The sequence below is a fragment of the Shewanella sp. ECSMB14101 genome (assembly GCF_000773485.1).
In the GTDB taxonomy this organism is placed as follows: domain Bacteria; phylum Pseudomonadota; class Gammaproteobacteria; order Enterobacterales; family Shewanellaceae; genus Shewanella; species Shewanella marisflavi.
On sequence record NZ_JSFF01000012.1, the window covers coordinates 125,496 to 145,385 of the forward strand.

The 19,890-nt window shown below is 51.9% G+C and carries 16 protein-coding genes; 15 read left to right on the top strand and 1 reads right to left on the bottom strand.

Annotated features, from left to right (window positions below):
* The first annotated feature begins 10 nt into the window (after positions 1-10).
* The 13 genes from ftsL to lpxC all read left to right on the top strand — a co-directional run bounded on the left by ftsL (position 11) and on the right by lpxC (position 15,517).
* Complete coding sequence (ftsL, locus tag NY07_RS10905; RefSeq protein ID WP_033539379.1) at positions 11-325, top strand: cell division protein FtsL; 315 nt, start codon at positions 11-13, stop codon at positions 323-325.
* Entirely contained in the window at positions 322-2,058 is a 1,737-nt protein-coding gene (locus tag NY07_RS10910) for a peptidoglycan D,D-transpeptidase FtsI family protein (RefSeq protein WP_033539380.1), read from the top strand. The genes ftsL and NY07_RS10910 overlap by 4 nt, the downstream gene beginning before the upstream one ends.
* Positions 2,055-3,524, top strand: a complete 1,470-nt coding sequence (gene murE / locus NY07_RS10915) for a UDP-N-acetylmuramoyl-L-alanyl-D-glutamate--2,6-diaminopimelate ligase (RefSeq protein ID WP_033539381.1) — start codon at positions 2,055-2,057, stop codon at positions 3,522-3,524. Before NY07_RS10910 ends, murE begins: the two co-directional genes overlap by 4 nt.
* The gene (locus NY07_RS10920; RefSeq protein ID WP_033539382.1) at positions 3,521-4,891 is read left to right on the top strand and encodes a UDP-N-acetylmuramoyl-tripeptide--D-alanyl-D-alanine ligase; all 1,371 of its coding nucleotides are present in this window, start codon (positions 3,521-3,523) and stop codon (positions 4,889-4,891) included. The genes murE and NY07_RS10920 overlap by 4 nt, the downstream gene beginning before the upstream one ends.
* Positions 4,891-5,973, top strand: coding sequence for a phospho-N-acetylmuramoyl-pentapeptide-transferase (gene mraY / locus NY07_RS10925; protein ID WP_033539383.1), 1,083 nt, complete (start codon positions 4,891-4,893; stop codon positions 5,971-5,973). The genes NY07_RS10920 and mraY overlap by 1 nt, the downstream gene beginning before the upstream one ends.
* A gap of 6 nt (positions 5,974-5,979) precedes the next feature.
* On the top strand, positions 5,980-7,311 hold the full coding sequence (gene murD, locus NY07_RS10930) for a UDP-N-acetylmuramoyl-L-alanine--D-glutamate ligase (RefSeq protein ID WP_033539384.1): 1,332 nt from the start codon (positions 5,980-5,982) through the stop codon (positions 7,309-7,311).
* Positions 7,304-8,518 carry a cell division protein FtsW gene (ftsW, locus tag NY07_RS10935; protein ID WP_033539385.1) on the top strand — a complete coding sequence of 405 codons (1,215 nt, stop codon included), beginning with the start codon at positions 7,304-7,306 and terminating at the stop codon, positions 8,516-8,518. The genes murD and ftsW overlap by 8 nt, the downstream gene beginning before the upstream one ends.
* Positions 8,519-9,613 (top strand): undecaprenyldiphospho-muramoylpentapeptide beta-N-acetylglucosaminyltransferase, encoded by a 1,095-nt coding sequence (gene murG, locus NY07_RS10940; protein WP_033539386.1) that lies wholly within the window; start codon positions 8,519-8,521, stop codon positions 9,611-9,613.
* Positions 9,606-11,060 (top strand): UDP-N-acetylmuramate--L-alanine ligase, encoded by a 1,455-nt coding sequence (murC, locus tag NY07_RS10945; RefSeq protein ID WP_033539387.1) that lies wholly within the window; start codon positions 9,606-9,608, stop codon positions 11,058-11,060. Before murG ends, murC begins: the two co-directional genes overlap by 8 nt.
* A 145-nt stretch (positions 11,061-11,205) precedes the next feature.
* Positions 11,206-11,970, top strand: a complete 765-nt coding sequence (locus NY07_RS10950; protein WP_140946945.1) for a cell division protein FtsQ/DivIB — start codon at positions 11,206-11,208, stop codon at positions 11,968-11,970.
* Between the two features lie 3 nt (positions 11,971-11,973).
* Positions 11,974-13,209, top strand: coding sequence for a cell division protein FtsA (ftsA, locus tag NY07_RS10955; protein WP_033539389.1), 1,236 nt, complete (start codon positions 11,974-11,976; stop codon positions 13,207-13,209).
* 33 nt (positions 13,210-13,242) lie between these two features.
* The gene (gene ftsZ, locus NY07_RS10960) at positions 13,243-14,418 is read left to right on the top strand and encodes a cell division protein FtsZ (protein ID WP_033539390.1); all 1,176 of its coding nucleotides are present in this window, start codon (positions 13,243-13,245) and stop codon (positions 14,416-14,418) included.
* A 178-nt stretch (positions 14,419-14,596) separates the two neighbouring features.
* Positions 14,597-15,517, top strand: coding sequence for a UDP-3-O-acyl-N-acetylglucosamine deacetylase (gene lpxC / locus NY07_RS10965; RefSeq protein WP_033539391.1), 921 nt, complete (start codon positions 14,597-14,599; stop codon positions 15,515-15,517).
* Positions 15,518-15,519: 2 nt separating this feature from the next.
* On the opposite strand, the gene NY07_RS10970 is transcribed toward lpxC, so the two are convergent.
* On the bottom strand, positions 15,520-15,975 hold the full coding sequence (locus NY07_RS10970) for a DUF721 domain-containing protein (protein ID WP_033539392.1): 456 nt from the start codon (positions 15,973-15,975) through the stop codon (positions 15,520-15,522).
* Positions 15,976-16,002: 27 nt separating this feature from the next.
* Between NY07_RS10970 and NY07_RS10975 the strand changes: the two genes are divergently transcribed.
* Positions 16,003-16,902 carry a M23 family metallopeptidase gene (locus NY07_RS10975; RefSeq protein WP_033539393.1) on the top strand — a complete coding sequence of 300 codons (900 nt, stop codon included), beginning with the start codon at positions 16,003-16,005 and terminating at the stop codon, positions 16,900-16,902.
* A gap of 58 nt (positions 16,903-16,960) precedes the next feature.
* Complete coding sequence (gene secA, locus NY07_RS10980) at positions 16,961-19,684, top strand: preprotein translocase subunit SecA (RefSeq protein ID WP_033539394.1); 2,724 nt, start codon at positions 16,961-16,963, stop codon at positions 19,682-19,684.
* Positions 19,685-19,890 lie beyond the last annotated feature (206 nt).

Below are 19,890 nucleotides of genomic sequence, written 5' to 3' on the forward strand. Positions count from 1 at the left end.
GGGAACGCCAGTGAGTAAGTCACAACTCAACCTGACTCGTATCGTATTACTCGATCTTTGGCACCATAAGTGGGTGCTGTTGATGGCTTTTATTGTGATTGCGAATGCTGTTTTGGTGGTATACACCAGCCATACCAGTCGCAAGTACACCAGCCAGTGGGATCAGTTGCTGCAGGAGCGCGACCGCTTGGATATTGAATGGCGCAACCTCTTGCTGGAAGAGCAGTCGCAGTCGGAACATAGCAGGGTGACACGGATTGCCACAAAAGAGCTGGAGATGAAGCGGCCGTTACCCAACGAAGAAGTGGTGGTGAGAGTACCATGAGCAAACAGGCGAAACGTAAACAGAAACCACAGCTGATCCACTGGCGTCTACACGTCGTGGTCGGTTTTGTGTGTCTGCTGTTTACCAGCTTGGTGGGCCGCGCCGCCTATATTCAGATCATCGAGCCGGAAAAGCTGCGTCACGAGAGCGACATGCGCACCCTGCGCACCACGAGTAATGAAGTGCATCGCGGCATGATCACAGATCGTAATGGCGAGATGCTGGCGGTAAGTGTGCCAGTTAAGGCGGTTTATGCCGATCCCAAGGTTGTGCACGATCGCAACGGTTTTGCGGATATGCGCCGCTGGCAGGCATTAGCCGATGTGTTGCACGAGCCCAAGGAGGAGATCCTGGCGCGGGTGCAATCTAACCCCAAGAAACGTTTCACCTACCTCAAGCGTCAAGTTACCCCTGCGGTGGCCGAGTATATTAAGCAGCTCAAGTTACCGGGCGTTTACCTTAAAGCCGAGTCGCGTCGTTACTACCCCACCAGTGAGATCAGCGCGCAGCTGGTGGGCCTGACCAATATTGATGATGTCGGTATCGAAGGGATAGAGAGCACCTATAACGACTGGCTTACTGGCACGCCGACCAAGCACAAGGTACGTAAATCACGTGATGGTCACGTGGTAGAGCGTCTCGATATGGTGCAGACGGGTGAAAGCTCTAACGATTTGGTGCTAAGTATCGATCAGCGCATTCAGCAGCTGGCCTATCGTGAGATCAAGCGTGCGACCGAGATCAATCAGGCTACCTCGGCCTCTATCGTGGTGCTCGACGTGCACACAGGTGAAGTATTGGCTATGGCTAATACCCCAAGTTATAACCCTAATTCCCGCGATAATCTGCAGAGCTATCGCATGCGTAATCGTGCCTTGACCGACGCCTATGAACCGGGCTCGACCATTAAGCCTTTCGTGGTTGCAGCGGCGTTAGAGGCCGGCACCATCAAGGACGATCAGATCTTTAAAACTCACCCGGGCCGCGTGCGTATCGGCGGAAAGATAGTGCGTGACGGTCGCAACTATGGCGACATGTCCCTCGGTGATGTCTTGGTGCACTCCAGTAACGTCGGCATGACCCAGATAGCCTTATCTATGCCGGTACAGGAGCTGCTGGGTTACTACCAGGCCATGGGGCTGGGTAACTATTCAGGCATCAACCTGCCTGGTGAAAGCGCAGGCCTTATTCATGACCGCCGTCGTTGGTCTGACTTTGAGCGGGCGACCCTGTCGTTTGGTTATGCCCTTACCGTGACGCCGCTGCAGATCGCGCGTATGTACGCCATGCTGGGTAGCGGCGGTGTGTTATATCCCTCTTCAATCCTCAAGCTTCAAAAGGCCCCTGAAGGTCAGCAGGTGATCTCTCCAGAGGTGGCGCGCAACGTGATGCAGATGCTGATCGGCGTGACAGAACCAGGTGGCACCGCCAAGAAGGCACATATCGATGGCTACCCTGTAGCAGGTAAGACAGGAACCGCGCGTAAGGCGGTGGCAGGTGGTTATGGCGAAGATTATGTCGCCCTGTTTGCTGGCGTGGCACCAGTGCACAACCCAAGGCTTGCCATGGTGGTGGTAGTCAATGAGCCTAAGGGCGATCGTTATTATGGCGGCGATGTGGCCGCTCCCGTGTTTGCCAAAGTGATGTCAGGGGCACTACAGATGTTAAACGTTGAGCCAATCAGTGCTCGTGAAAAAATTCAGTTGGCCGGTAATGTCAGGAGGGGCGAATAATGCTGTTAAGCGATCTCCTAGCCCCCTGGTTTCATTATGCTGGCGGTGAGTCACTGACTCACTTGACGCTCGATAGCCGAGAAATCGGTCAAGGCAGCGTATTTGTGGCGTTGCCGGGTCACAGAGTCGACGGGCGTGAGTTTGTCGATAAGGCCCTGTCTCAAGGCGCTGTCGCCGCGCTGATCCATACCGATGACCCTGAGCAACATGGCCAGGTGTTGCAAGGCAACGGCCTGCGTATCTATTTCTTTCAGTTGCAGCGACAGCTGTCGGCGCTCGCCTCTCAGCTCTATAGCCTAGGGCGGGAGCGGATCAAGCTTATTGGCGTGACAGGCACCAACGGTAAGACCTCCGTGACTCAGCTGATTGCTCAGCTCAGCGACAGCCTAGGGCGGTCAAGCGCCGTGATGGGCACTCTAGGTAACGGCCTTTGGGGCCATCTGGTCGATAGTGGTAACACAACGGCCGATGCGATTACCGTGATGCGTCAGCTTCAAGATTTTGACCGTCAGTGCGCCGCAGTGTGCGCCATGGAAGTTTCCAGTCATGGTTTAGTTCAGGGGCGTGTCGATGCCGTGCCATTTGATGTGGCTGTCTTTACTAATCTCAGTCGTGATCACCTCGATTATCACGGCACCATGGATGCTTACGGCGCGGCCAAGCAGCGCCTGTTCAGGTTCAGTTCGTTAAGTCATGGTCTGATTAACTTAGACGATCCAATAGGCCGCCAATGGATGCAGGATAAACGCTGCAAGGGGCTGGTGGGCTTTAGCATTCAAGGGCAGGAAGGCGCCTCCATCTATACCAAAGAGGTGAAGCAGCATGGCCAAGGGGTCAGCGCCACCTTAGTCTGGCCCGAAGGCCAAGCCAAGATCGACTCGCCCTTATTGGGCATTTTTAACCTGTCTAACCTGGTTGCGGCATTAGGCGCCCTGTATCTGAGTGGATATTCCATGTCTCAGCTGCTGACCAAGGTGGGTCACTTACAGCCTGTGGCGGGACGCATGGAGCGTTTTACCACTCAAGATGGCGTTACCTTAGTTGTGGATTATGCTCATACACCCGACGCCATAGAACAGGCGCTACGGGCGCTGCGTGGTCATTGCCGTGGCAAGTTATGGTGCGTCTTTGGCTGTGGTGGGGATCGTGATAAGGGCAAGCGTCCCTTGATGGCACGTGCCGCCGAGGCCAATGCCGATTGCGTCATGGTCACCAGTGATAATGCCCGCAGTGAAGATCCTAAGGCGATTATTGACGATATGCTTGCCGGACTCGAGAAGCCAAAGGTGGCACTGACTCAGGTGGATAGACAACAGGCGATCCGCGAAGTTGTGACGCTAGCTTCGTCAGGCGATCTGATTTTGCTGGCAGGTAAAGGCCATGAAACCTATCAGGAGATCGCCGGTACTCGTCTCGACTATGATGAGCGCGCTCTGGCAGCATCGATTGCAAAGGAGGGCCTATGATCCCTTTACGTCTTTCAGATTTAGCCAAGGTACTGGGTGCCAAGCATATTGGTGAAGATCTTACTGTGACTAAGGTGTCTAGCGATAGCCGAGTGGTGGACGCCCAGACACTATTTGTCGCCCTTAAGGGTGAGCGTTTCGATGCCCATGATTTTGCCGATAAGGCGGTGATGGATGGCGCCAGTGCCCTGTTGGTTGAGCGTAAACTGCCAATAGCAGTGCCTCAGCTTATTGTGGCGAACAGTCAGAAAGCTATGGGACAAATAGGTGCCCATGTGAAACAGTGCGTGGCGCCTAAGAGTGTCGCCCTGACCGGTTCAAACGGTAAGACCAGCGTCAAGGAGATGGTGGCGACCATCTTATCGGTTAAACACCAGGTGCTTTATACCGCTGGCAACTTCAACAACGAAGTGGGCGTGCCCTTAACCTTGTTGCGTCTCGAACCTCAGCATGAGTATGGCGTGTTCGAATTAGGTGCAAATCATCTCGGCGAAATTAATTACACTTCATCTTTAGTGCAACCCGATGTGGCAATGGTTAATAATGTCGCCTCGGCGCATCTAGAGGGCTTTGGCTCACTGCAAGGGGTGGCCAAGGCGAAATCAGAGATCTTCCTTCATCTCGCTAAGGATGGTGTAGCAGTGATCAATGCCGACGACGCATTTGTCGATGTGATGCGTAGTGCGGCCAGCGCTCATACCCAGCTCAGTTTCTCCTGTCAGGGTCATCCAGCCGATGTTGTGGCTAGCGACCTAACGGCAGATGCTCTGGGCTGCTATCGCTTTACCCTCAGTTATCTTGATGAGCAACGTCAGGTGAGCCTGCCGCTATCGGGACGTCATCAGGTCAGCAATGCCCTGGCGGCGACCAGTATTTGCTTGGCGTTAGGTTTGTTACTTGAAGAGATAGTTCAAGGGCTTAAGCAGTTAAAGCCTGTAAAAGGCCGGATGAAGCCGACTCGTCTTGGGCGCTTTCTATTGATCGACGATACCTATAATGCCAATCCGGCCTCTGTCGGTGCCGCCATCGACTGGCTTCAAGAAATTGAAGGAAATCGCTGTTTAGTACTGGGCGATTTAGGCGAATTGGGTGACAATGCGTCCCTTTTACATCGGCAGCTGGGTGAAAAAGCCAAGTTGCAGGGGATCGATGCCTTGTATTCGCTAGGAGAGTTGAGTCGGGCGAGCAGCGAAGCATTCGCTGGCAAGCACTTTACCGATTTAGATGCATTGGTTATTGATTTAGTTGGTTATTTTAACCGGTTGGCCGGAAACGTCACTGTGTTAGTTAAGGGGTCTCGTAGCGCCAAAATGGAGCGGGTTATCGAGGCCTTAATTGCCGCCTTTGAGCGCAAGGAGTTGTTTTAATGCTGGTTTATCTGGCTGAATATTTAACCCAGTTCTACTCTGGGTTTAATGTGTTTTCCTATGTGACCTTCAGGGCCATCTTAGGCTTGTTGACCGCCATGGTGTTTAGCCTGTGGTGGGGGCCCAAGATGATCGAACGTTTGCAATTGTTGCAGATAGGTCAGGTGGTGCGCAATGAAGGGCCTGAGTCTCACTTTGCTAAACGCGGCACGCCGACCATGGGTGGCTTGTTGATCTTGGCTGGGGTCTTTATCAGCGTCTTGCTTTGGGGCGACCTGGGTAGCCGTTATGTGTGGGTCATGCTTTTCGTGCTAGGAGCCTTTGGTCTGATAGGCTTTATCGATGACTATCGTAAAGTGGTGCGCAAGGACACTAAGGGGCTTATCGCCCGCTGGAAGTATATTCTGCAATCTTTGGCCGCGCTGGCGATCGCCTTCTATCTCTATGCCTCAGCTGGGAGTCCCGGTGAGACACAGCTGGTGGTGCCCTTCTTTAAGGATGTGATGCCGCAACTGGGTGGCTTCTTTATTCTGCTGGCCTATTTCACCATCGTCGGTTCGAGCAACGCGGTGAACCTGACCGATGGTCTGGACGGCTTGGCGATCATGCCGACCGTCATGGTGGCGGCAGCCTTCGCCTTGATAGCTTATCTGTCGGGTCACGTGCAGTTTGCCAACTACTTGCATATTCCATATTTGCCGGGCTCGGGTGAGCTGGTGATCGTCTGCACTGCTATCGTCGGTGCGGGGTTAGGCTTCTTGTGGTTCAACACTTATCCGGCACAAGTCTTCATGGGCGATGTGGGCTCGCTCTCTCTGGGCGCAGCACTGGGTACTATCGCCGTATTGGTGCGTCAGGAGATCCTCTTGGTGATCATGGGCGGCGTATTCGTGATGGAAACGGTTTCTGTGATTTTGCAGGTCGGCTCATACAAGCTGCGCGGTCAGCGTATTTTCAGAATGGCACCTATTCATCATCACTATGAGTTGAAAGGGTGGCCTGAGCCTAGGGTGATCGTGCGTTTCTGGATCATCTCTCTCTTCTTGGTGTTGCTAGGCTTAGCAACCTTAAAGTTAAGGTAAGACACCATGGCCAGTCAGTATACACACATAGTATTGGGACTCGGCGCCACTGGGCTGTCGGTTGTGCGTTATTTAACTAAGCAAGGCATTACGCCGCTGGTGATGGATAGCCGCGAGAATCCTCCGGGACGCGAGCTCTTGACGCAAGAGTTCCCTGAGGTGTTGTTGCTGACCGGAGGCTTCGATTGTCGTTATCTGGTGCAGGCCAGCCAGATTGTTGTAAGCCCAGGGATCCCCTTGGATACCGCCGAAGTGCGCGCCGCCGTGGATATGGGGATCGATATTGTTGGCGATGTCGAGCTGTTTGCCAGAGCTCTGCAGGGGAGAGAAGCCTGTGTGATCGGCATTACCGGTTCAAACGGCAAGTCGACTGTCACCACCCTGGTGGGTGAGATGGCGGCTGCTGCCGGACTCAATTATGCCGTTGGCGGCAATATCGGTGTGCCAGTGCTTGATCTGCTTGAGGGCAATCATGATCTGTATGTACTTGAGTTGTCGAGTTTTCAGTTAGAAACCACCTCAAGCCTTAACTGTATCAGCGCCACCTGTCTGAACATCAGTGAAGATCATATGGACAGGTATTCAGATCTTGAGAGCTATCGTCAGGCCAAGCTGCGCTTGTACGATCAGACCAAGCTGGCGATTTTTAATCGAGACGATCTGCTGACCCGTCCTAACGAACCGATGAATCAAAACAGCTTTGGTCTCTCGCTGCCCGAAGGGGATGAGTGGGGCGTTAGCCATGGCGTTTTAGTTCATGGTGCAACCGAATATGTGGCCTGCGATCAGGTGGCTTTGGTCGGCAGTCATAATCAGGCCAATCTGTTGGTCGCCATGGCCTTGGCAGATAGTGCCGGGATCGCAAAGGCGGTCATGGTCGACGTAGCAAAGCGCTTCAAAGGTCTGGCGCACCGTTGTGAGCTGGTCGCAAAACATCAGGGCGTAAGCTACGTAAACGATTCTAAGGCGACCAATGTGGGCGCCACCCTAGCCGCTTTGCAAGGGCTGAGTGACCATGAGGGACAGATCATTTTGATCGCCGGTGGTGACGGTAAGGGCGCCGATTTCTCTGTGCTTCGCCATGCTCTGATGGGGGTCAGTCAAGTGATTACGCTAGGTCAGGATGGTGACAGAATTGCCGAGCAGTTTGATGGGGCGATTCGGGTCGAGACTATGCAAGAGGCGGTCGTTCAAGCGGCGCAGCTTGCTAAGCCGGGAGATATCGTGCTGTTATCGCCAGCCTGTGCCAGCTTGGATATGTATAGCAATTTTATGGCCAGGGGTGATGATTTTCGTGCTCAGGTAGCTGCACTCAACGATGAGGTGGTGCATGCGTAGCGATGAGCGTCAACTAAGCCTGTTTGGTAGCTCCCTGAGTTGGACGCTGCCAAACCTGTTTAGTCAACGTGAAGCGCCGGGCATGCAGCTCTATGACAGAGCATTACTGTTCGCGATTATCTCCCTGATAAGCTTCGGCTTCATCATGGTGATGTCGGCCTCTATGCCAGAGGCCACAAGTTTAACGGGTAACCCTTTCCACTTTGTGTGGCGCCATGTGGCCTACCTATTGGGATGTGCCCTTATAGCAGCGGTGGTGCTGCAGGTTGAAATGCAAAGGTGGCAACAGCTGAGCCCTATTTTACTCTTGGTTGTTGGCATAATGTTAGTTGCAGTTCCAATTGTTGGCACGACGGTAAATGGTGCGACCCGTTGGTTGTCTGTCGGGCCTATCCGTATTCAGGTGGCCGAGATGGCCAAGTTTGCCTTTGCCATCTACATGGCGGGCTATCTGGTGCGGCGACATCAGGAGGTGCGGGAAAACGCCAAAGGTTTCTATAAGCCGATTGCCGTGTTTGCCGTGTATGCCTTCTTGATCCTGCTGCAGCCGGACCTGGGGACAGTGGTGGTGCTGTTTGTCGGTACTGTGGGCTTACTGTTTTTAGCGGGTGCAAGATTGCTCGATTTCTTCGCGCTGATCTTGACCGGTGCCATGGCCTTTGTGGGTCTGGTATTGCTGGAACCTTACCGTATGCGACGGGTGACCTCGTTTCTGGACCCTTGGCAGGACCCCTTCGGTAGCGGTTATCAGCTTACCCAGTCGCTGATGGCCTACGGCCGTGGTGACTGGCTGGGACAAGGCTTAGGTAACAGCATTCAGAAGCTGGAATACCTGCCCGAGGCTCATACCGATTTTATCTTTGCCGTGATCGGCGAAGAGCTGGGTTTTTTGGGCATTATTGCCGTGTTGTCGGTACTGCTGTTTGTTGCCTTGAGAGCGATAAAGCTGGGTAATCTTTGCCTGCTGCAAGACAAGGCGTTTGAAGGCTATCTGGCTTACTCAATCGGCATCTGGATCTGTTTCCAGACAGTGGTGAACGTCGGAGCCAGTATTGGCATGTTGCCTACCAAGGGGTTGACGCTGCCCTTTATCAGTTATGGCGGCAGTAGCCTGTGGGTGATGACGGCGGCTGCAATGATATTAATTAGAATCGACCATGAAAGACGATTAAGCCTGATACAGGCGGTACAAGGCAAGGTGAAATAGATGGTCTCAGAGAAACGTATTTTGATCATGGCTGGCGGCACGGGGGGACATGTCTTCCCGGCGTTAGCCGTGGCCAAAGCGTTGGCCAAGCAAGGTTGGAAGGTGCGTTGGCTTGGCACCGCCGATCGTATGGAGGCACGATTGGTGCCCCAGCATGGCTTCGATATCGACTTTATCGATATTAAAGGGGTACGCGGTAACGGGCTTATTCGTAAGTTGGCGGCCCCCTTTAAGATTTTGCGCTCCATCATGCAGGCGCGTGAGGTGATTAAAGAGTTTAAGCCTGATGTGGTGCTCGGCATGGGCGGTTTTGCCAGTGGCCCTGGGGGCGTGGCAGCCAAGCTTAGCGGTATTCCGCTGGTGCTCCATGAGCAAAACGCTATTCCGGGTATGACTAACAAGCTATTGTCGCGTATTGCGACGCGTGTGTTATGTGCCTTTGATAACACCTTTGAAGCGGGTGCTGAAGTGGTGGGTAATCCCATCCGCAGCGAACTGATCGCCCTTGGGCGTAGCGAAGTGCCCAGTGCTCAAGACGATGCCTTAAGGGTATTGGTTGTCGGTGGCAGTCTGGGGGCAAAAATATTTAACGACCTGATGCCAAGCGTGACGGCGGCTGTCGCTAAGCAGCATTCCATGACAGTTTGGCACCAGGTGGGCAAGGGCAATCAGGCGCAGGTAGAAGCCGAGTATTTACAGCTCGGTCAGTCGGGTAGCGTCAAGGTCGCCGAGTTTATCGATGATATGGAAGCGGCCTATCGTTGGGCCGATGTGATTTTGTGCCGCGCAGGTGCCTTGACTGTGTCTGAGGTCGCGGCAGTGGGGCTACCGAGTCTGTTGGTGCCTTATCCCCATGCGGTGGATGATCATCAGACTAAGAATGCCCAGGTATTGGTTGAAGCGGGTGGTGCCTTCTTGCTGCCGCAAACCGTATTAACTAGTGAAAAATTGATCAGCAAGCTGCAGATCTTGGCATCAGATCGTAAGGCCCTCGTCGAGATGGGGCAACTGGCCAAGAGTGTTGCTGTATTAGATGCCACAGAGCGGGTCGCTAATGTGTGTATCGCGCTGGCAAGTAAGGAAAAAAATGATTAAAGCCGAAGAGAAGTACGCCCAGTTAAGAACCATTATCCCTGAGATGCGTCGCGTTAAGCGCATCCATTTTGTGGGAATAGGCGGTGCGGGTATGGGTGGTATTGCCGAGGTGTTGGTAAACGAAGGTTATCGTCTTAGCGGTTCAGATATCGCTGAGAATGCCGTGACGGCTCGTCTGAAACGACTCGGCGCGGCCATTTTTATCGGTCACCAGGCCGATCAGGTTGAAGGGGTCGATGTGGTGGTGGTTTCTACCGCTATTGATGCCAATAACCCAGAAATTTTAGCCGCGCAGGAGCGGCGCATCCCTATCGTTCGCCGAGCAGAGATGTTGGCTGAGCTGATGCGTTACCGTCATGGGGTGGCTGTGGCTGGTACCCATGGCAAGACGACCACCACGAGTTTGATTGCTAGCGTCTATGGTCAGGCCGAGCGAGACCCGACCTTCGTGATCGGTGGTCTGCTTAACAGTGCCGGCACCAACGCACGTCTGGGCAAGAGTCGTTATTTGATCGCCGAAGCTGACGAGAGCGATGCCAGTTTCTTGCATCTGCAGCCCATGGTAAGTGTGGTCACCAATATCGAAGCCGACCATATGGACACCTATGAGGGAGATTTCGAGAAGTTGAAATCCACCTTTGTCGACTTCCTGCATAACTTGCCTTTTTACGGTGTTGCAGTGGCTTGTATCGACGATCCCGTGGTGAGAGAGATATTGCCGCGTATTGGCCGTAAGGTGGTGACCTATGGCTTTAGTGATGATGCCGATGTCCAGGCACTGAACTTCGAGCAGAAAGGTTATAGCTCACGCTTTACCGTGCGCCGTGAAGGGATGGTGGATCTTGACCTAAGTGTGAACCTGCCGGGTCGTCACAATGTGCTCAACGCGCTGGCGGCAATTGCGGTCGCCACTGAAGATGAAATTGAGGATGAAGCGATCATCCGCGCGCTGGAAGAGTTCCAGGGGATTGGTCGACGTTTCCAGCAGCTGGGTGAATTTGCCACTTCTGCGGGTGATGTGATGCTGGTCGATGACTATGGTCATCACCCTAGCGAAGTGGCGGCAACCATTAAGGCGGCACGCTCAGGTTGGCCAGACAAGCGCCTGGTGATGATCTACCAGCCCCATAGATATAGCCGCACTCGAGATCTCTATGATGATTTCGTCGAAGTGTTGGCCCAGGTGGATTGCTTGTTATTGCTTGATGTATATGCCGCCGGAGAGGCGCCGGTACCCGGGGCTGACAGTCGCGCCCTATGCCGCTCGATTCGTCAGCGTGGCCAGCTCGATCCTATTTTTGTGGCCGAGCCTGAGCAGCTACAGGCGATTTTGCCTGGCATATTGCAAGATGGTGACCTGCTGTTGACTCAGGGGGCGGGCAATATTGGTGCCCTTAGTCGCCAACTGGCTGATGCTGGCTTGCAGTTTGAGTCGGAAAAGGAATGAGGTGCAAGGTGCGTAGTCACCTAGCCTAGACGAAGCTTTTGACGCTAGAGGTGAGGTAGTTATAATGCCCGGTTACTTACAACTGCCCTCTGGTAGTAAATTGATTGATTTTTATACATTAAATGATGTGTTAGGGCGATAAGCAGTGTCCTGGAGTGAGCTAGGTAGCCGTTGGAAAAACAGGTTGAAACAGGTCGATTGGTATCTGTGTTTCGGCTTGATTTTTCTCTTCCTGGTGCTGTGCGGTTTGTCCCTAGGCGGTTGGAAGCTGCATCTGGTACTCAACGACGCAGATGCTCTGCCTATCGAGGCGGTCGCGATTAAAGGTGATAGACAGTTCACCAGCGACGCAGAGATACGCTCGGCGCTGCAGGATCTGATGCAGAGAAGCTTCTTCTCCGCCGATGTGAATCAGGTACAGCAGGCCTTGGAAAATCTGCCCTGGGTGTACCACGCCTCAGTGAGGCGAGAGTGGCCAGCGAAGTTAAAGGTATTTCTGGTAGAGCAGAAACCTGTGGCCCACTGGAACGAGACAGATTGGCTTAACGAGCAAGGGCAGGTGTTTAAGGCACCCAACCGGGACGGCATAGGGCAATTGCCTAACTTGGTCGGCCCGGAAGATCAGGCGTTGTCAGTGTTGACTAGCTATCGCCAGGTGAGTGAATTATTGAAGATTAACGGGTTTGATTTAACCCGTTTAGAGTTGAGTCCCAGACATGCCTGGATAGCTGTGTTGGAAAATGGCATAGAGCTGAATCTGGGACGGGAAGATAAGATGGCAAGGGTGCAGCGCTTCATCCATGTGTATCCCACATTGATGAAACAGGATAAGCCCGTTGCCAGAGTTGATTTGCGCTACGATACCGGATTGGCCGTAGGTTGGGATGATGCACAAAATGAGAGCCGTTAATTAATGACCAAGAATCAAGATAGAAATCTGATCGTTGGATTAGACATTGGAACGTCCAAGGTTGCTGTGATCATTGGTGAGGTGTTACCCGATGGCGAGATCAGTGTGGTCGGCCTAGGTAGTCATCCCTCTCGAGGCATGGACAAGGGCGGGGTGAATGACCTCGACTCTATCGTGCGTAGCGTGCAACGGGCCTTGGATCAGGCCGAACTGATGGCCGACTGTCAGGTGGCGTCTGTCTACTTGGGGATCTCGGGTAAGCATATCGAATGTCAGAACGAAAACGGCATGGTGTCGATTAACGACGAAGAGGTGACTCAAGAAGACGTCGACAACGTTATCCATACTGCACGCTCGGTGAAGATCCCAACTGAGCGCCGTATTTTACATGTGCTGCCGCAGGAGTATGCCATCGATGTGCAAGATGGCATCAAGAGCCCTATCGGTATGTCTGGCATGCGGATGGAAGCCAAGGTGCATATCGTCACCTGTGCTAACGATATGGCGAAAAACATTACCAAGAGTGTTGAGCGCTGCGGATTAAAAGTGGATGACTTAGTGTTCTCGGCTATCGCCTCGGCAGATGCGGTACTAACAGATGATGAGAAAGATCTGGGGGTCTGTTTGGTGGATATGGGTGGCGGTACCACAGACATCACCATCTACACCAATGGCGCATTGCGTCACTGCGCCGTCGTTCCAGTGGCAGGTAACCAGGTAACCAGCGATATCGCTAAGATCTTCCGTACGCCGCTGTCACACGCCGAGCAGATTAAGGTGCAATACGCCAGTGCCAGAAGTGCCATGGTGAGCCGCGAAGACAGTATCGAAGTGCCGTCGGTTGGCGGACGTCCGTCGCGCACTATGTCTCGCCACACCTTGGCAGAAGTGGTTGAGCCTAGGTATCAGGAGCTATTTGAGCTGGTACGTAAAGAATTGAGAGATTGCGGTCTGGAAGATCAGGTCGCCGCGGGTATCGTGCTAACAGGTGGCACTGCGTCTATCGAAGGCGCTGTGGATGTCGCCGAAGCGACCTTTGGTATGCCTGTTCGGGTTGCCGAGCCATTACCTGTAAAAGGATTGTTTGAATATGTGAACCAGCCCATCTACTCCACGGGTGTTGGGTTGTTACATTATGGTGCAAGACGAGTGCTTGAGCGTCAGTTCGAGCGCCCTGAGCGTCAAGGGGTGACCAGTCTTTGGAATCGGGTCCAAAGTTGGTTTAAAGGTGAGTTTTAAGGTTAATAACGCAGACTAAATGGAGAAAAGACCATGTTTGAGATCATGGATAGTCATTCCGATGAGGCGGTGATTAAGGTCATCGGTGTCGGTGGCGGTGGTGGTAACGCCGTCGAGCATATGGTGAAACACAATATCGAAGGTGTTGAGTTCGTTGCAACCAACACTGACGCCCAGGCGCTGCGAAAGTCAGCGGCGGGCACGACCATTCAATTAGGTCGTGATGTCACTAAGGGACTTGGCGCAGGCGCCAACCCAGAAATTGGTCGCCTGGCGGCCGAAGAAGACAGAGAGAATATCCGCAGCGCAATCAAAGGCTCGGACATGATCTTTATCGCCGCCGGTATGGGTGGTGGTACGGGTACTGGTGCTGCACCTGTGGTGGCTGAGATCGCTCGTGAAGAGGGAATTCTCACCGTAGCCGTAGTGACTAAGCCTTTCCCATTTGAGGGTAAGAAGCGTATGGCTTACGCGGATCAAGGTATCGAGATGCTGGCTAAGCATGTGGATTCGCTGATCACCATCCCTAACGAGAAGCTACTTAAGGTATTAGGCCGTGGTACTTCACTGTTAGATGCTTTTGCAGCGGCCAACAATGTTCTACTTGGTGCGGTGCAAGGTATTGCCGAGCTAATCACCCGTCCTGGTCTGATTAACGTCGACTTCGCCGACGTTAAGACGGTCATGTCTGAAATGGGTAATGCCATGATGGGCACAGGTGTGGCGAGCGGTGAAGATCGCGCCGAAGAAGCTGCCGAAGCGGCGGTTGCCAGTCCATTGCTGGAAGATATCGATCTGGCTGGAGCTCGTGGCGTTCTGGTTAACATCACGGCGGGCATGGACATGAGTATCGAAGAGTTCGAGACCGTAGGTAACCATGTTAAGGCTTATGCATCTGACAATGCCACTGTGGTTGTGGGTGCGGTGATTGACCCAGAGATGAGCGATGAACTGCGTGTAACGGTTGTGGCAACTGGCATTGGCGCCGAAAAGAAGCCTGATATTCAACTGGTTTCTAAGCCTGCGCAGCGCCCTGAGCCTACGCCAGCGCCTGAGGTTAAGATTGAACTTCCACCGGAAGAAGCAGTCCCACAGGCAATGGGAGCGGGTAATGTTGTGCAAGTGGCACAGCCTGCTGCGGCCGCTGCGCCTAAGAGTGATCTTGATTACTTAGATATACCGGCATTTTTGCGTAAGCAAGCTGACTAGCGCTTCTGGTTGGGAGTGCTAGCCACCGCCTTAACCAGGATGGTGTACGGCGACTATCGTCGGTAAATTTTGGTGAATTGGCAAAGATATGCTAGCATGTCCGACCTGCAGCGCCCTTGTGCGCCGCTTTGTTGTGCAAAAATAGACGCTTTTTGGTTGTGATATAACGGGTAAATAAATGATTTTTCAAAGAACTGTTAAAGAAATGGTTAAGACCACCGGTGTCGGATTGCATTCCGGTAACAAGGTGACTTTGACGATCAAACCCGCGCCAGTAAATACAGGGATCGTGTTGGTTCGTACCGACTTGACGCCGAGTGTGGCGATTGCCGCTAAGGCAGATCAAGTGCGTGAAACGACCATGTGTACGGCGCTTGTGAATGACGACGGTGTTCGTATTTCAACAATTGAGCATCTGTTTGCCGCGTTAGCGGGCTTAGGTATCGATAATGCAACGATTGAAGTCGATGCCCCTGAGATCCCCATCATGGATGGCAGTGCCAGCCCATGGGTGTTCCTACTACAGTCGGTAGGGATTCAGGAGCAAGCCGCAGCAAAGAAATATCTAAGAATTAAGCGCCCTGTGCGTGTTGAAGATGGTGATAAGTGGGCCGAGCTGCGTCCATTCAAGGGATTCAGAGTCGATTTCGCTATCGATTTTAATCATCCTGAAATTGCCAGAAGTCAGCAACACATGGTGATGGACTTTTCATCTTCTGCTTTCGTTCGCGATATCAGCCGTGCGAGAACCTTTGGGTTTATGCGCGACATCGAATATCTGCGAGCCAATAACCTGGCGTTAGGTGGCAGCATGGAAAATGCCGTTGTGCTTGATGAATATCGCGTCCTCAACCCCGATGGTCTGCGTTATGAGGATGAATTCGTTAAGCACAAAATTCTCGATGCTTTTGGTGATCTGTATGTAGCAGGTCATGCTATCGTCGGTGAATTCCGTGCCTTTAAGACGGGACACGCACTGAACAATCAGTTAGTACGTGCCCTGTTAGCCGAGCAAGATGCTTGGGAATTGGTCAGCTTCGAAAAAGAAGAAGAGGTGCCAGTCAGTTTTGCTGTACCTACCGGTGCAGTATTGGCCTAAGCCTATTTGGATTGCCTTGAACGGCTGGCTAAAGCAGCCAGCCGTTTTAGTTTTTGGCCCAGGGAACCTTCTACATGTTCAGCCAAGGCTTCGATATGCGCCGCGGCAGTTTCGCTAATCTGGTTGTGAGCCTGCTTTGATTTTGTCTCATACATTTTCAAGCTTGGGTTGACTTTAACCTCGATAGCGGACAGCATGGGTAGCGTTTCGGCTTGTAACTGTTGTAAAAGTTTGGGTTTTTGAAAGTTTATCCTTGCAGCCCATGCAGCGGTGGTAGTTTCGATAACGAGCACACCTTGACGGAAGTTGGCAACTTTTAGTTGTTCCGTGACAGGACCAGAGATCACCTGTTTAACATAGTGATCTAGGTGGATCAGAAGTTCTGCTTTTTCGGCTATAGAGGGAAGTTGACCCTGCTGAAGCAGTAATTGACTGAGGTCCTGCGGGGGCTTTTTCATAACATAATAAAATGGCTTAATGAGGCTATGAGTGTAACAGTTTTTATTCAAGGTCGGAATGGTGCTATGCGCTGGCAACCAGGTAAGCGTTGGTTATTGCTACCTGTATTGCTGATTGCCGCAGGCACTGGCTTGTATCAGCACAATGCCAAACAACTCCAGCAACAACAGGCGAGTGTCGATAATGAGCGTGTTGCCCGCGAAGAGCAGAAGCATGAACTCATCGAGCTTAAAGGCGCAACCGAATCGCAATTAGCCATGTTGGTTACCCATGTCGCAAGAATGCAGGCTAAAGTCGCCCGACTTGAAGCTCTGGGTCAGCAAGTTGCAAAAGATTATAAACTCGAAGATCAATTCGATTTCTCTTCAGAAGTCGGTGTTGGCGGCCTGAGTGAACTGGGCAGCAACATCGAACTCGATCAGCTTATTCAGGATATGGATAGGCTAGTGTCACGAATAGATAACAATAATGTTCAATTATCACTACTTGAAACGGTGACATCTAATCTCCATATAGATGAAGAACGTTATATCTCGGGGCGTCCCATCCAGAAAGGTTGGTTATCTTCGCCCTACGGTTTACGCAATGATCCCTTTAACGGTCGCAGAACCATGCACAAAGGCATAGACTTTGCTGGCAAAGAGGGAGCCGATGTTGTCGCCACCGCTGGCGGCGTCGTAACATGGGCAGGCAATATGTTTGGTTATGGCGAGTTAGTCGAGATAGATCATGGTAATGGTCTGCGTACTCGCTATGGACACAATAAGTCTTTGTCAGTAGCTGTAGGTGATGTGGTCGCAAAAGGCGAAAGTATTGCCAAAATGGGGAGCACGGGTCGCTCGACCGGTCCTCATGTGCATTATGAAGTGTTGCGTGGTGGACAGCAGATAGATCCAAAGAAGTATGTCTACCGCAAGGCAGGTTAAACTAAAATAGGCTTTTGGACTCGACAGGGACTTAGCCAACAACATAAAAGTGGTTCAGATGTTTGGTAAATTACTGACAAAAATATTTGGTAGTCGTAACGATCGCACCCTTAAAACTCTCGGTAAGATTGTCACTAAGATTAATGCACTCGAAGCGGATTTTGAGAAACTTTCCGACGAAGAGCTCAAGGCCAAGACGGCTGAGTTTAAGCAGCGATTAGAATCGGGCCAGACGCTGGATGATGTAATGCCAGAAGCCTTTGCCGTTGTGCGTGAGGCCTCAAAGCGTGTGTTCGATATGCGCCATTTCGATGTGCAGCTACTAGGTGGTATGGTGCTTGATAGCAACCGTATTGCTGAAATGCGTACCGGTGAAGGTAAAACCTTGACTGCTACCCTGCCGGCTTATCTGAATGCACTGACAGGTAAAGGGGTTCACGTGATCACTGTGAACGATTACCTGGCTCGTCGTGACGCTGAAAATAACCGTCCCCTATTTGAATTCTTAGGCATGTCTGTTGGCGTCAATATCGCGGGTATGGGCCAAGCCGAAAAGAAGATGGCTTATGCGTCTGATATTACCTATGGTACCAACAACGAATTTGGCTTCGATTATCTGCGCGATAACATGGCCTTCTCGCCTAACGAGCGTGTTCAACGTCCACTGCATTATGCACTGATCGATGAGGTCGACTCTATTTTGATCGATGAGGCGCGTACGCCGCTGATCATCTCGGGCGCCGCTGAAGATAGCTCTGAGCTATATATTAAGATCAACACCCTGATCCCTCACCTTATCCGTCAGGAGAAGGAAGATACCGAGGAAGAGATTGGTGAGGGCGATTACTCTATTGATGAAAAAGCCAAGCAAGTCCATATGACAGAGCGTGGTCAGGAGAAGGTAGAAGTCCTGCTGACCGAACGTGGCATGCTCGCTGAGGGTGATTCACTCTACTCAGCAGCCAACATCTCATTGTTGCATCACGTTAATGCCGCGCTGCGTGCTCATACCCTGTTTGAAAAAGATGTCGACTATATTGTTCAAGATAACGAAGTGATTATCGTTGATGAACACACGGGTCGTACTATGCCGGGTCGTCGTTGGTCAGAAGGTCTACATCAGGCGGTTGAGGCTAAAGAAGGCGTTCATATTCAAAATGAAAACCAGACGCTGGCATCTATCACCTTCCAGAACTTCTTCCGTCAGTATGAGAAGCTAGCCGGTATGACAGGTACTGCCGATACCGAAGCGTTCGAGTTCCAACATATTTATGGCTTGGATACTGTCGTTATTCCAACTAACCGTCCTATGGTGCGTAAAGACCATGCGGATTTGGTTTACCTGACGGCGGAAGAAAAATACGAAGCCATTATTAAAGACATCATAGATTGCCGCGAGCGTGGTCAACCTGTGTTGGTGGGTACGGTTTCGATTGAACAGTCTGAGCTGCTACATAGCATGCTTAAAAAGGCGAAGATACCGCACGAAGTACTTAACGCTAAGTTCCATGAGCGCGAAGCAGATATCGTCGCCCAGGCGGGTCGTAAAGGTGCGGTAACCATCGCAACCAACATGGCCGGTCGTGGTACCGATATCGTGTTAGGCGGTAACTGGAACATGGAGATCGAAGCGCTCGACAACCCAACTGCCGAACAGAAAGCTAAGATCAAAGCTGACTGGCAGGTGCGCCACGATGAAGTGGTTGCTGCAGGTGGTCTACATATTTTGGGTACAGAGCGTCACGAATCGCGTCGTATCGATAACCAGCTTCGTGGTCGTTCAGGTCGTCAGGGTGATGCCGGTTCATCACGCTTCTATCTCTCAATGGAAGACAGCCTGATGCGTATCTTCGCCTCAGATCGTGTCTCCTCTATGATGAAGAAGCTTGGCATGGAAAAGGGCGAAGCCATTGAGCACCCATGGGTATCTCGTGCGATTGAAAATGCCCAGCGTAAGGTTGAAGCACGTAACTTCGATATTCGTAAGCAATTGCTGGAATTCGATGACGTGGCCAATGATCAACGTCAGGTGGTTTATGCTCAACGTAACGAACTCATGGATGCCGAAAGCATTGAAGACACTATCGTTAACATTCAGGCCGATGTGGTTAACGGTCTAATCGATCAATACATTCCGCCGCAATCTGTTGAAGAGTTGTGGGATGTTGCTGGCCTTGAAACCCGTCTTGAGCAAGAGTACGCCCTAAGAATGCCTGTTCAAGAGTGGTTAGATAAGGAAGACGATCTGCACGAGGAAACCCTACGTGAGCGCATCGTCGAGATGTGGGCTAAGGCATATAAGGCGAAAGAAGAGATGGTCGGTGCCCAGGTACTGCGCCAATTCGAAAAGGCTGTGATGCTGCAAACTCTGGACGGTCTCTGGAAAGAGCACTTGGCAGCCATGGACCATCTGCGTCAAGGTATCCATCTGCGCGGCTATGCACAGAAGAATCCTAAGCAAGAATATAAGCGTGAGTCGTTTGAGCTGTTCCAGCAGATGTTGGAGACATTAAAGCATGATGTGATCAGCGTACTGTCTAAAGTACAGGTTCAAGCGCAATCAGATGTCGAAGAGATGGAAGAGAGACGCCGCCAGGAAGAGGCTAAGATGCGTCGTGATTACCAACATGCTCAAGCCGAAGCACTCGTTGGCGTCGAAGAAGCTCAAGCGTTAGCCGGGACTCAGCCGGTTGTCCGTGAAGGTGAAAAGGTTGGCCGTAACGATCCATGCCCATGTGGTTCGGGTCGCAAGTATAAGCAGTGTCACGGCAAGCTAAGTTAATCAGTTAGTTTACCTATAATAGAAAAAGCCATCCTTAGGATGGCTTTTTTGATCTTGGCGCGAGGCTCAAACTCCCTCTAAAGCCCATGTTTGTGGATAACTTTGGGGGTAAATGGTGTGTATGATGTGGCTATCTAAAAAGATCGAAAAAAGTCTGATTTTTCGTTAAAAACCACTTGCGCCCAAATCAGAACTCCCTATAATGC

Coding starts and splice junctions, on each gene's coding strand:
- NY07_RS10910 (WP_033539380.1), top strand. CDS start 322: ATGAGCAAACAGGCGAAACGTAAACAGAAACCACAGCTGATCCACTGG.
- NY07_RS10920 (WP_033539382.1), top strand. CDS start 3,521: ATGATCCCTTTACGTCTTTCAGATTTAGCCAAGGTACTGGGTGCCAAG.
- mraY (WP_033539383.1), top strand. CDS start 4,891: ATGCTGGTTTATCTGGCTGAATATTTAACCCAGTTCTACTCTGGGTTT.
- murD (WP_033539384.1), top strand. CDS start 5,980: ATGGCCAGTCAGTATACACACATAGTATTGGGACTCGGCGCCACTGGG.
- ftsW (WP_033539385.1), top strand. CDS start 7,304: ATGCGTAGCGATGAGCGTCAACTAAGCCTGTTTGGTAGCTCCCTGAGT.
- murG (WP_033539386.1), top strand. CDS start 8,519: ATGGTCTCAGAGAAACGTATTTTGATCATGGCTGGCGGCACGGGGGGA.
- murC (WP_033539387.1), top strand. CDS start 9,606: ATGATTAAAGCCGAAGAGAAGTACGCCCAGTTAAGAACCATTATCCCT.
- ftsA (WP_033539389.1), top strand. CDS start 11,974: ATGACCAAGAATCAAGATAGAAATCTGATCGTTGGATTAGACATTGGA.
- ftsZ (WP_033539390.1), top strand. CDS start 13,243: ATGTTTGAGATCATGGATAGTCATTCCGATGAGGCGGTGATTAAGGTC.
- lpxC (WP_033539391.1), top strand. CDS start 14,597: ATGATTTTTCAAAGAACTGTTAAAGAAATGGTTAAGACCACCGGTGTC.
- NY07_RS10970 (WP_033539392.1), bottom strand. CDS start 15,975: ATGAAAAAGCCCCCGCAGGACCTCAGTCAATTACTGCTTCAGCAGGGT.
- NY07_RS10975 (WP_033539393.1), top strand. CDS start 16,003: ATGAGTGTAACAGTTTTTATTCAAGGTCGGAATGGTGCTATGCGCTGG.
- secA (WP_033539394.1), top strand. CDS start 16,961: ATGTTTGGTAAATTACTGACAAAAATATTTGGTAGTCGTAACGATCGC.